The following is a 12546-nucleotide window of genomic DNA, read 5'->3' on the forward strand; positions in this document are numbered from 1 at the left end:
CCATCGCTCAGCGTTCGTCACCCGCGGCGCGGACTTCGACCGGGAAGCTCTTCTGCTTGCCGCCCACAACGGTCAGCGTCATCTCGGCCGTGTCGCCCGCCGCGATTGCCGGGTCGAGATCGAACACCATAACGTGGTAGCCGCCGGGTTCGAAAGTCTCTTCATCCCCCGCATTGACCAATACCTGGCCCACGCTGTCCATGGTCATTTCGCCATCCATCTGCATCGATGCGTGGAGTTCTGCACGGCCGGCGCCTTCCACATCGGCGCGGCGGATCGCGTAATTGCGCTCGCCGGTATTGGCGACGGTGAAATAGATCGCGCCCGGATTGCCAGATACCGCCGGCAGCATCAGGCGTGCGTCGCTCAGTTCCAGTGCGACCTCGTCGACCGCGGGTGCCGCTGCTTCCTCGGCGCCGCCCGAACAAGCGGCCAGTGTAACCGTAGCGAAAGCCAGCGCTGCTGGTGCGAAATATGTGAATTTCATGGATTTCATCCCCTCTTCGTCCTGCGCAAAAACTAGCGCGCGCTCTCCCTTGTGCCAAGGAAAACCGCACCTATATCACGCGGGTAACACACCACCGGATAGAGCCGCCAACCGGTTCCGCCAGCTTTGGGGAACCCAAAGTGCGGTGTCCAACGACTTGAAACAGATGGGGAAACCATGAGCAAAGTTATCGGTATCGACCTCGGCACCACCAACAGCTGTGTCGCCTTGATGGACGGCGGCAAGCCCAAGGTCATTGAGAATTCGGAAGGCGCGCGGACCACACCGTCGATCGTTGCCTTCACCAAGGACAGCGAACGTCTGATCGGTCAGCCGGCCAAGCGCCAGGCGGTGACCAATCCCGACAACACGCTGTTCGCGATCAAGCGCCTGATCGGTCGCCGGTTCGATGACCCGCTGACCAAGAAGGACATGGGCCTGGTTCCCTACGACATCGTCAAGGGCAAGAACGGCGACGCATGGGTCGAAGCCGGCGGCGAAGACTATTCGCCCAGCCAGGTTTCCGCCTTCATCCTGCAGAAGATGAAGGAAACCGCCGAGAGCTATCTTGGCGAAACCGTCACCCAGGCGGTCATCACCGTTCCCGCATACTTCAACGACGCGCAGCGCCAGGCGACCAAGGACGCCGGCCAGATCGCGGGTCTCGAAGTGCTGCGCATCATCAACGAACCGACCGCCGCGGCGCTCGCCTATGGCATGGACAAGGAAGACGGCAAGACCATCGCCGTTTACGATCTTGGCGGCGGTACCTTCGACGTTTCGGTCCTCGAAATCGGTGACGGCGTGTTCGAAGTGAAGTCGACCAATGGCGACACTTTCCTGGGCGGCGAAGATTTCGACAGCACGATCGTCGAATATCTCGCGGACGAGTTCAAGAAGAAGGAGAACATGGATCTCCGGACTGACAAGCTCGCGCTGCAGCGCCTCAAGGAAGCCGCCGAGAAGGCCAAGATCGAACTCTCGAGCTCGGCCTCGACCGAAGTCAACCTGCCCTTCATCACCGCGCGCATGGAAGGCGGCAGCTCGACCCCGCTGCACCTCGTCGAAACGCTCAGCCGCTCGAAGCTCGAACAGCTCGTCGGCGACCTGATCAAGCGTACGCTCGAACCGTGCAAGAAGGCGCTGGCCGATGCCGGTGTCTCGAAGGACGAGATCGACGAGGTCATCCTCGTCGGCGGCATGACCCGCATGCCCAAGGTTCGCGAAGTCGTGGAAGAATTCTTCGGTTCGAAGCCGCATACCGGCGTGAACCCCGATGAAGTCGTCGCCATGGGCGCAGCGATCCAGGCCGGCGTCCTCCAGGGCGACGTCAAGGACGTGCTGCTGCTCGACGTGACTCCGCTCTCGCTGGGCATCGAGACCCTTGGCGGCATCATGACCAAGATGATCGATCGCAACACGACGATCCCGACCAAGAAGACGCAGACCTATTCGACCGCCGAGGACAATCAGAACGCGGTGACGATCCGCGTTTTCCAGGGCGAACGCGAAATGGCCGCGGACAACAAGATGCTCGGCCAGTTCGACCTGGTCGGTATCCCGGCTGCCCCGCGCGGCGTGCCGCAGATCGAGGTCACTTTCGACATCGACGCCAACGGCATCGTCAACGTCAGTGCCAAGGACAAGGGCACCGGCAAGGAGCAGCAGATCCGCATCCAGGCATCGGGCGGCCTGTCCGATGACGATATCGACCAGATGGTCCAGGATGCCGAGAAGTTCGCCGACGAGGACAAGAAGCGCCGCGAAAGCGCCGAGGCCCGCAACCAGGCCGACAGCCTCGTCCACGCAACCGAGAAGCAGCTCGAAGAGCATGGCGACAAGATCGACGCTTCGCTGAAGAGCGAAGTCGAAGAGAAGGTCGCGGCGCTCAAGACCGCGCTCGAAGGTGATGACGCTACCGACATCAACGCCAAGGCCCAGGACCTGTCGCAGAGCGCGATGAAGATGGGCCAGTCGATCTACGAGCAGGAGCAGGCCAATGCTGCCGACGCGCCTACCGGAGATGCCGAAGCAGCGGATAGCGCGGCCGAGGACGACGTGGTCGACGCCGAGTTCTCCGAAGTCGACGAAGACGCGAAGAACTGATCGGACGATGAAAAACCAATCGCCACCGGTGCCCCAACGCACCGGTGGCGATTAGTCATTGGGAAGCCATGTCGACTACCGAAACCGAACTATACGAATTGCTCGGAGTGAGCCGCGATGCCGACGGGGCGACGATCAAGTCGGCCTATCGCAAGCTCGCGATGAAGCACCATCCCGATCGCAACCCCGGCTGCACCGAGAGCGAGGGGAAGTTCAAGGCGCTCAGCGCCGCCTATGAAGTGCTCAAGGACCCGCAGAAGCGCGCGGCCTACGACCGCTTCGGGCATGCCGCTTTCCAGCAGGGCGGCCCCGGTGGCGGCGGCCATCCCGGCGCCGATTTTGGCGATATCGGGGATATTTTCGAGACCATCTTCGGCAGCGCCTTTGGCGGCGGTGGGCGTGCCCGTCCGCGCCGCGGTGCCGATCTGCGTTACGATCTGCAGATCGAACTCGAGGAAGCCTTCCACGGCAAATCGACCGAAATCGAGATCGAAGTCTCGCAGAATTGCGAAACCTGCCACGGCTCGGGCGCAACGCCCGGAACGCGCGCGCGCACCTGCAACCTGTGCCACGGCCAGGGCCAGGTCCGCGCCAAGCAGGGTTTCTTCGTCGTCGAACGCCCGTGCCCCAATTGTCATGGCAGCGGCGAAGTCATCAGCTCGCCATGCCGCGATTGCCGCGGCGAGGGACGCGTCGACAAGGCGCAGTCGCTCGAGGTCGAAATCCCGCCCGGTGTCGATACCGGCACCCGCATCCGCCTGTCGGGCAAGGGCGAGGCCGGACCGCGCGGCGCGCCTCCGGGCGATCTCTATATTTTCCTCCATGTGAAACCGCATGCGATCTTCCAGCGCGAAGGCACCACGCTCGCCACGCGCGTACCGATCAGCTTCACCGCCGCTGCGCTGGGCGGGTCGATCGATATTCCCAACCTCGATGGCGAGGATGTGACGATCGAAATTCCGGCGGGTATCCAGTCGGGCAAGCAATTGCGCCATCGCGGTGCGGGCATGCCCGTACTGCAGGGCCGCGGACGCGGTGACCTAGTGGTCGAGATCGCAGTCGAGACCCCGACCAAGCTGAGCAAGGAACAGCGCGCGCTGCTCGAACAGTTCCGCGAGCTGGAAACCGGCGACGAATGCCCTGAAAGCCGCGGCTTCTTCAACAAGCTCAAGGATGTGATCGGCGGGTGATTGCCAAGCAGGGCTGCGCTGGCGATAAGCGCGGCCCATGCTGCCTTCGCTGACGATCATCGACGATTTCCTGTCCGACCCCTGGGCCGCGCGGCGGGCTGCGCTCGCGCTCGACTATGCGCCGCCGGGAACGGGGGGAATTATCCGGGCCGCGATTCAACCGGCGCGTTGCCGATGGACGGGATTAACGCTTCGGTCTCGCGGCATCTCGGGCTCGCGCTCAAGGGGGCGGACAAGACCGAGCATGGCCGTTGCCGGATGACGCTGAAAGCGGACAAGGGCCGCAGCGGGGTGCATATCGACCCCGCTTTCTACTCCGGCATCCTCTACCTCTCGCGCCCCGAAGATTGCGCCAGACCGGGGGCCGGCGGGACCGATTTCTTTCGCCACAAGCGTACCGGCCTCGAACGCGTGCCCGCCAATGGCGCCGAACTTGCAGCGTCGGGCTATGCCGATCTCGACACGCTGGTCGGCGATGTAGTCAATAAGGATACCACGCAGGCGGGCAAATGGGAGCGCGTGATGCGCGTCCCGATGCGCTTCAACCGGCTCGTGCTGTTTTCACCCTGGCAGTTCCACAATGCCGCGCCGGGCTTCGGCACCGACGCCGAAAGCGCTCGGCTGGTGATGCTGCTCTTCTTCGGCCGCGCCGCGGGCTAGGGCATTCGTTCGACAAGTTCGGCGCGGATCTCGTCGATCAGGCGCTGTGTACACCGCTGCGCCATCTGCTCTTCGTCGAGGATCGCGTGGAAGGCCGCGCGCTTGAAGTGGCGACAGGTTTCGGCGGCAAAGGGCTTTTCCAGCGTCGAACAGACCAGGTCGATCATCCGCTCCGCCCCGTGCAACCGGCCCCACAGATAATCGTTCTCGCGGTAAGCCCGGCTGAAGAAGGCGCCGAAATTATAGAACTCGACCCCGCGCAGCGTGGCCGGCGTTCCGCCTTCGCGGATACTGCGCGCATCGTCGGGGCTGATGCGGTCTACCTTGACTGGGTCGAATTCGGTCAGTCCTTCATTGCGCAGCAGCGGCAGCGTCGCGACATCGTAGAAGGGAAAGCCCAGATAGCTCAGCAGCATCCGGCGGCGCAGGTTCTTGGGCATCTGCTCGAGCGCGGCAGCGAGCATTTCCTCGGCGCGGTCGTCGAGCCCGGGAAGCAGGCGCTTCGCCTCGATCATGTCGAGCAGCGACCCCGGGTCGCGCATCACCCCCTCGGCCAGGGGCACGAAATCGGCGCCCAGCGCGGCAACGCCCTCGCGTTCGAAATAGAGCGCGAGTATCCGGTAGACCGTGTCGCGGCCCTGTTCGAGTGCCTCGTCGGAAATGTCGGGATCGGCCTCCCAGTCGCGCGCAAGCCGCCGCGCGAGCAGACGCAACCGGCGGATGCGAAAACCGATGTCGTGTTCGCGGAAGAAGGCGATCGCTTCGGGCGATGCACCGCCCGAGGGCGCAGCCAGCGTGTTCAGCCCGCGCCGGATCAACTCCTCGCGCAGCACCGCCTCGATCGGGGCGGGATCGTCGAACCCCAGCTTGGGCGCAGCGGCCAACGCCAACCGCGCGAGGCGGACGACGATACCGGTGAACTTCGCTTGCGCATAGGCATGGAAGGCATAACCCGCACGCTCGGCGGCGGCCTGCTGCGCCTTCTGCCGCCACGCTTTCAGCCGTGCAGGGGTGGGCCGGTCGAGAAACAGCGTTCGCCCAAACAGGCGGTCGACCGCGGCATCAACTTCGGGGCGCAGCGCGGCGACCATGCGGCTGAGCCGTTCGGCCTCGCGGCTTTGCTCTTCGAGCTGTTCCAGATTGTCGCGGATCGGCTGTTCGCGGGGGAGCGTCGAAAGCGACCCGAAGATCGCGGAAAAGAAGCCCACCGGCTCACGCTTGCCGCCATCATCGCCATAGCGGTCGGGCCGCGGATCGACATAAAGGAACCGGCGGTCGACTTCGCGCTGCGCGGGGCGTTCGTGCAAGGCGGCGATGGCCCCGGCGAACGGCTTGTTGACCAGCACCGACCCGTCGATAAGCGACACATTATCAATTGTTTCCCGCGCGACATGCACCGGCATGATCCGTTCGAGAAACGCCTCCCTCTCCGGCCACCTGCGTTCGGTGAGGTCGGACAATTGGTCGATTTCCTCGATCCGCAGCGGCGGGAAGGCCCCCGGGAAACTGGCTGTCGCGCGGGCAGCGAACACCAGCTCGAGCGGATTGGCGATATCGATGCCGCCGGTCATCGGCGTGCGCGTCCGGAAGGAAATCGGCATGCGGTGTTCGGTATCCTCGACCACCGGCGGGCTGTGCAGCCGCAGCAATTCGAGATAGCCGTGGAAATCGGTCGCGGTGACATAGAGGTCGAGCGGATGGCCGGGTGGCAGCAGCGGCTCTTCCACCGGGCTCGCGGCCATGGCCGAGAAGGCCCGTTCGAGCATGCGCGAGAAGCCGAGGCCCGAGAACGGCGGTTCGAACCACCGGCCGCGAATCAGGTGCGACACCTTGCGCTCGACCTCGGCCTGCGTCTCGGGGGCCACCGCATCGGCCAGGTTGCTGCCGGGCCGGCTGAGCAGCCAGGTGGCGAAGGGCTGCGCCCACATCTTCGAAAACCGCCATTTGAGGCGCGCCGCGGGGTCGACCAGTTCGTCGACATCGGCCAATTCGAGCCACAGGTCGGTCAGTGGTTCGAGCGATTGGCCCGAATGGACCGCCTGCGCGAGGAACACGGCATTGATCCCGCCCGCGCTGGCCCCGCTCATGATATCGGGGAGCACGCGCAAGCGCAGGTCATGTTCGTCGGCGATCCGTCCGAGCAGCGCGCGATAGACCGCTTCCACGCCGCCGCGCGCGGGCCCCTGCGCGTGGAAATCGCGACTGGCGCGGGCAAGCTGCCACAGCTCGCGCGTCACGCCATGCATATAGATGGCCAAGCTCACTCCGCCGTAGCAGACCAGCGCTATCCGCAATTCCTTTTGACGCATTGTCGGACCTCATGACGGGATAAACCGACAAAGGCAATTGCGTTCGCGAAATGTTCCGGTTAGCAAGCGCGCATGGCGAAACCCAAGAAACGCTATGTCTGTCAGGCCTGTGGCGGCGTATCCAATCGCTGGCAGGGGCAATGCCCCGATTGCGCCGAATGGAACACGCTGGCGGAGGATGCCCCGGCGACGGTGTTCTCGATGAAACACGATCTGTCGAGCGGGGGGCGCGCGGTCGAGTTCGTCGAGCTCGACAAGCCCGGCGCCCTGCCGACGCGCCAGCCCACCGGCCTTGCCGAATTCGACCGCGCGCTGGGCGGCGGGCTGGTCCCGGGTTCGGCGATCCTGCTGGGCGGCGATCCGGGCATCGGCAAATCGACATTGCTGCTTCAGGCCGCGGCCAAGATCGCTCGCGGCGGGCATGGCGTCGTCTATGTCAGCGGCGAGGAAGCTGCCGGGCAAATCCGCATGCGCGCCGCGCGGCTCGGGCTGTCGGACGCGCCGATCAAGCTCGCCGCCGCGACCGGGGTGCGCGATATCCTGACCACGCTGGGTTCGATGGACGCGCCCAAGCTGCTGGTGATCGATTCGATCCAGACGATGCATTCGGACACGATCGAAGGCGCGCCGGGCACGGTCAGCCAGGTGCGCGGCTGCGCCTTCGAACTGATCCGCTACGCCAAGGAAAACGGGGTCGGGCTGGTGCTGGTCGGGCATGTGACCAAGGACGGCAGCATTGCCGGGCCGCGCGTGCTCGAGCACATGGTCGATGTCGTGATGAGCTTCGAGGGCGAGCGCAGCCACCAGTACCGCATCCTGCGCGCGCTCAAGAACCGCTTCGGCGCAGTCGACGAGATCGGCGTCTTCGCGATGGCGGGGGAGGGGCTGGAGGAAGTCGACAACCCCTCCATGCTGTTCCTCTCGGGCCGCGACGAGCCGATGGCCGGCAGTGCGGTATTCCCCGCGATCGAAGGGACGCGCCCGGTGCTGGTCGAGATCCAGGCGCTGATCGTGCGGCTGCAATCGGGTGCCACACCGCGCCGCGCGGTGGTCGGGTGGGACAGCGGGCGGCTCGCCATGCTGCTCGCCGTGCTCGAATCGCGCTGCGGGCTCAATTTCTCTTCGGCCGAGGTCTATCTCAATGTCGCGGGCGGCTATCGCCTGTCCGATCCCGCGGCCGACCTTGCGGTGGCCGCGGCGCTGGTCAGCGCGATGGCCGACAAGCCGCTGCCGCCGCGCAGCGTGTGGCTGGGTGAAGTTTCGCTCGCCGGGGAAATCCGCCCGGTCGCACATGGCGGACTGCGCCTGCGTGAAGCCGCCAAGCTCGGCTTCGACCGCGGCTTTGGACCGGCGGATGTGAAGGGCGGGTCGGAGGCGCTGACCTATGACGGCTTGGGACAATTGGCCAATCTCGTTGACCGGATAATCGGGAATTCATAAGTCCCGGTCCATGGTAGAGAAATGACGGGTTTCGATTACATTGTCCTGCCGATCGTCGGCATCGCCGCCGTGGGCGGTTTCCTGCGTGGGTTCATGCAGGAAGTGCTTTCGCTTGCCGCGTGGGTGCTGGCCGCTTTTGCGATCCGGTTCCTGCATACGCCGCTGACGACTGCGCTGCAGGAGTACATCGGCGCGCATATCACCACCTCGCTGCTGTCGTTCACCTTGCTGCTGCTGATCCCCTATGCCGCGATGAAAGTCATCGCCAACAATGTCGGGACCGCTTCGCGCGGCTCGGTGCTGGGCCCGGTCGACCGCGTCCTCGGCTTCGGTTTCGGAGCGCTCAAGGGCATGGTGATCGTGGTGATCGCCTTCTCGCTGCTGGTGCTGGGCTACGATACGGTGTGGGGCTTCAAGGGGCGGCCCACCTGGATCACCACGGCGCGCAGTTACGAACTCGTCGATGCCAGCTCGCGCGCGCTGGTCGAAGTGCTGGCCGACCGCCGCGCCATCCTGCGCGAGCAGGCCGCCGCGCCCGAGTGATGGCGACCACCCGCGCGCCTGCGCTCTATTCGCCCGAGCTGCTCGCCCTGGCGGTGGAGCTGGCCAACTATCCCTACGACCATGCGGCCATTGCAAGCGGCACTGCTCGCTCGCGCAGTTGCGGTAGCGTGATCGACCTGTCGTCCAGCCAAGATGACCGGCTCGAAACCATCGGCCTCAAGGTTACCGCCTGCGCGGTCGGCCAGGCCTCCGCGGCGATTTTCGCGCGCGAGGCGCGGGGCATGGATGCAGCGGCAATCGCGCGCACCCTGCAGTCGCTGACCAAATGGCTCGAGGGCGAGGCGCCAAGCTCGCTCCTCCCCCGGCTCACGCTGCTGGAACCGGCCCGCCCGCACCGCGGGCGGCACGAGGCGATTCTCTTGCCGTGGAGAGCTGCGCTGGACGCGCTTTCCAAGCCCCGCGACCCCCGCTAGACCCGCGTTCACGCCAAGAACAATCGCGAGGGAGGGAGCGCGACATGCCCGAGGGTGCCGTCACACCGCACAGGGAGCCGTCCGAAAAGGAAATCCGCCTGGTCATTGCCGCGAGCAGCGCGGGGACGATCTTCGAATGGTATGATTTCTTCATCTACGGTACGCTCGCCGCGCTGATTGGCGCAGCCTTCTTCCCGAGCGATAACGAGACGCTGGAAATCCTGCTGGTGTGGGCCGGTTTCGCGGTCGGTTTCGGCTTCCGCCCGCTTGGCGCGATCCTGTTCGGCTTTCTCGGCGACCGGTTGGGGCGCAAATACACTTTCCTCGTCACCGTGACGCTGATGGGGATCGCCACCGCCGGTGTCGGCCTGATCCCGAGCGCGGCCAGCATCGGTATCGCCGCGCCGCTCATCGTGATCGGCCTGCGCATCTTGCAGGGGCTGGCGCTGGGCGGCGAATATGGCGGCGCGGCAATCTATGTCGCCGAGCATGCCCCGCCCGAAAAGCGCGGCTTCTACACCAGCTTCATCCAGGCCAGCGTGGTCGGCGGGTTCGTGCTGTCGATCGCGGTGGTGATCGCCTGCCGCGCGCTGATCCCGGCCGACGATTTCGCCGCATGGGGCTGGCGCATTCCCTTCCTGCTGTCGATCGTGCTGCTGTTCATCTCGCTCTGGATGCGCCTCAAGCTGTCCGAAAGCCCGGTGTTCCAAGCGATGAAGGCGGCAGGCGAAACCTCGGCTAATCCGTTCAAGGAAAGCCTCACCTATCCGGGCAATCCCAAGCGCATCTTCGTGGCGCTGTTCGGCATCACCGGTGTGCTCACGACGATCTGGTACACCGCCTTCTTCTCGGGCCTGTCGTTCCTGCGCGGACCGATGCGCGTGGACGAGGGCGTGGTCGAATGGATGCTGCTGATCGCGGGCACGCTGTCGATGGGGTTCTACATCGTGGTCGGCAAATGGTCCGACCGCGTCGGGCGCAAGAAGCCGATCATTATCGGGGCGATCGCCGCGCTTGCGCTGCTGTTCCCGGTGTTCTGGGGGATCGGCGCGCTCGCGAATCCGGGCCTGCAGGACAGCGCGCGCGCCGCGCCCGTCACCATCAGCGGAGCCGAATGCGAATACGATCCCTTCGCCGAAGTCCAGGCCAGCGCCTGCGGCCGCGCGCTGCAGGATCTGACCGCGCTTGGCGTTCCCTATGCCATTACCGAAGACACCCGCACCGAACTGGCAATCGGCAGCGCGACCTATGGCTACGAGGCCCTGCCCGATGACACGCGCCGTGCGATCATCCAGAGCTGGCTTGAGGCCAATGGCTATTCCTTCGAACGCCAGACCCCGTCACTCGCGAGCATCGCCGGGATCATCGGCCTGTTGCTGGTGCTCGGCCTGTTGTCGGCGCTGACCTATGGCTCGGTCGCCGCGCTTCTGTCGGAGATGTTCCCCGCGCGGATCCGCTACAGCTCGATGTCGATCCCCTATCATATCGGGGCGGGCTACCTCGGCGGCTTCCTGCCCTTGATCGCGGGTTATATCGTGGCAATGACCGGCAATGCCTATTCGGGCCTGTGGTACACGATGGCGGTGGTCGGCTTCGGGCTGGTCGTGGCCTGGTGGGGCCTGCCCGAAGGGCCGCCGCGCGATTTCGAGGATAGCGGGCAGGATCCGCCGGCGTCTCCCGTCCTTCCGTGAGCCGCCGATGACCACGCTCCCGCCGCCGACCCTGCTGCTGCGTATCGATCGCGATGCCCTCGCGCATAACTGGCGCGCGCTCGACGCGCTGTCGGGCAGCGCGCGCGCCGGGGCGGCGGTAAAGGCGAATTGCTATGGTCTGGGCGTCGAGACCTGCGTGCCGGTGCTGCGCGAGGCCGGGTGCCGCGATTTCTTCGTCGCGCATTGGAGCGAAGTGCCCGCGGTGCTGCGCCATGTCCCGCCCGGGCAGGTGGCGGTGCTGCACGGTCCGATCGACGCCGGGGAAGCCGCCTATGCGCGGGCGGTAAGGGTCAGGCCGGTCATCGACAGCCTGCGCCAGGCGCGCCTGTGGCTCGAGAGCGGCGGCGGGCCGTGCAATCTAATGGTCGACACCGGGATCAACCGCCTCGGCATATCCCCCGCCGACCTGCCCCACCCGGCCGTCCAGCAGCTCGAGATCGAAGTGCTGATGAGCCATTTGGCCTGCGCCGACGAGGACAGCGCGATGAATGCGCGCCAGATTGACGCCTTCCGCACCTGCCGCTCCGCGGTCCGCCACAAGGAGGCCAGCCTCGCCAACAGCGCCGGTATTGCGCTGGGTGGCGACTATGGCTTCGATCTGACCCGCCCCGGACTGTCGCTCTATGGCGGCATCCCGCGCAGCGAGCTGGCGGGCGATATCCGCCAGGTGGCCTATCCCGAAGCGCGGGTGATCCAGTGCCGCGAGATCGGGGCGGGGGAAACGGTCGGCTACAACGCCACCTTTACTGCATCCCGCGCCATGCGCATCGGCGTGGTGTCGCTGGGCTATGCCGACGGCATCCTGCGCAGCTGGGCAGGGGCGCATTTTACGCATGGCGAGTGCAGGCTGCCGATCCTTGGCAAGGTGTCAATGGATATGATCGTCCTCGACCTGTCCGATGCGCCGGACGTGGGGGAGGGCGATTGGGTCGCGCTGCCCTATCACCTGCCCGATGCTGCGCGGCAAACCACTCTTTCGCAATATGAATTACTGACAATCCTCGGTCACCGCTTCGGCTGAGCAGCGCGCTGTGTTGCGTCGCACTTTGTGCACGTGCTAAGCGTCTCGCATTGCACAATTGGGGAGCATGCGAGAATGGCCAAGCGGACCGCCGAGGGCGAACCGATCATCATCAAGAAGTACGCCAACAGGCGGCTCTACAACACCGATACGAGCAGCTACATCACGCTGGACGATCTGGCCAAGATGGTCCGCGAGAATGTCGACTTCAACGTCCTCGATGCGAAGTCCGGCGACGATATCACGCATACCATCCTGACGCAGATCATCGTCGAGGAAGAAAGCCACGGCACGCACATGCTCCCGGTCAGCTTCCTGCGCGACCTGATCAGCATGTATGGCAATTCGATGCAGGCGATGATGCCGAGCTATCTCGAAGCCAGCATGGCAAATTTGCACCGCAACCGCGAACAGATCCAGTCGGCCTTCGCCAAGGGCATCGAAGCCAATCCGCTCGCGAAAATGGCCGAGGCCAATTTCAAGATGATGCAGAATGCCGCCGAGGCGTTCATCCCCGCCGCGTCCAAGTCCCCCAGGCCCGAACAGTCCGACGACCTTGCCGAGATGCGCGCGCAGATGGCCGCGATGCAGAAGAAGCTGGACGAGATGAGCAAATGACGGCATCGGCCCGCGCGCCGCTCCGA

Annotated in this window: 11 protein-coding genes; 9 read left to right on the plus strand and 2 right to left on the minus strand. The window is 65.1% G+C overall.

All coding sequences use genetic code 11. The features are described 5' to 3' along the window. Positions 1–7 precede the first annotated feature (7 nt). The gene (locus VWN43_RS06190) at positions 8–487 is read right to left on the minus strand and encodes a copper chaperone PCu(A)C (protein ID WP_320180235.1); all 480 of its coding nucleotides are present in this window, start codon (positions 485–487) and stop codon (positions 8–10) included. Positions 488–664: 177 nt separating this feature from the next. Here VWN43_RS06190 and dnaK point away from each other — a divergent pair, with 177 nt between their 5' ends. The 3 genes from dnaK (at position 665) to VWN43_RS06205 (ending at position 4443) form a co-directional block, all read left to right on the plus strand. Next, positions 665–2593, plus strand: coding sequence for a molecular chaperone DnaK (gene dnaK / locus VWN43_RS06195; protein ID WP_320180234.1), 1929 nt, complete (start codon positions 665–667; stop codon positions 2591–2593). 68 nt (positions 2594–2661) lie between these two features. After that, positions 2662–3783, plus strand: a complete 1122-nt coding sequence (gene dnaJ, locus VWN43_RS06200; RefSeq protein WP_253515635.1) for a molecular chaperone DnaJ — start codon at positions 2662–2664, stop codon at positions 3781–3783. Between the two features lie 174 nt (positions 3784–3957). Next, positions 3958–4443 carry a DUF6445 family protein gene (locus VWN43_RS06205; RefSeq protein ID WP_320180233.1) on the plus strand — a complete coding sequence of 162 codons (486 nt, stop codon included), beginning with the start codon at positions 3958–3960 and terminating at the stop codon, positions 4441–4443. Here VWN43_RS06205 and VWN43_RS06210 read toward each other — a convergent pair. Then, entirely contained in the window at positions 4440–6752 is a 2313-nt protein-coding gene (locus tag VWN43_RS06210; RefSeq protein WP_320180232.1) for a patatin-like protein, read from the minus strand. The two genes, VWN43_RS06205 and VWN43_RS06210, sit on opposite strands and share 4 nt — an antisense overlap. Positions 6753–6824: 72 nt before the next feature. Between VWN43_RS06210 and radA the strand changes: the two genes are divergently transcribed. From radA to phaR, 6 genes are all read left to right on the plus strand, one after another. Next, a complete protein-coding gene (gene radA / locus VWN43_RS06215) occupies positions 6825–8192 on the plus strand; it encodes a DNA repair protein RadA (RefSeq protein WP_320180231.1) in 1368 nt (455 codons plus the stop codon). Between the two features lie 21 nt (positions 8193–8213). After that, positions 8214–8735, plus strand: coding sequence for a CvpA family protein (locus tag VWN43_RS06220; protein WP_320180230.1), 522 nt, complete (start codon positions 8214–8216; stop codon positions 8733–8735). Further along, positions 8735–9169 (plus strand): iron-sulfur cluster assembly scaffold protein, encoded by a 435-nt coding sequence (locus tag VWN43_RS06225; RefSeq protein ID WP_320180229.1) that lies wholly within the window; start codon positions 8735–8737, stop codon positions 9167–9169. Before VWN43_RS06220 ends, VWN43_RS06225 begins: the two co-directional genes overlap by 1 nt. 44 nt (positions 9170–9213) lie before the next feature. Further along, positions 9214–10860 (plus strand): MFS transporter, encoded by a 1647-nt coding sequence (locus tag VWN43_RS06230; RefSeq protein ID WP_320180228.1) that lies wholly within the window; start codon positions 9214–9216, stop codon positions 10858–10860. 7 nt (positions 10861–10867) lie between these two features. Next, entirely contained in the window at positions 10868–11902 is a 1035-nt protein-coding gene (locus VWN43_RS06235) for an alanine racemase (RefSeq protein WP_320180227.1), read from the plus strand. A 75-nt stretch (positions 11903–11977) separates the two neighbouring features. Then, a complete protein-coding gene (gene phaR / locus VWN43_RS06240; protein WP_320180226.1) occupies positions 11978–12520 on the plus strand; it encodes a polyhydroxyalkanoate synthesis repressor PhaR in 543 nt (180 codons plus the stop codon). Positions 12521–12546: the final 26 nt, after the last annotated feature.

The organism is Qipengyuania sp. HL-TH1 (assembly GCF_036365825.1).
In the GTDB taxonomy this organism is placed as follows: Bacteria; Pseudomonadota; Alphaproteobacteria; order Sphingomonadales; family Sphingomonadaceae; genus Qipengyuania; species Qipengyuania profunda.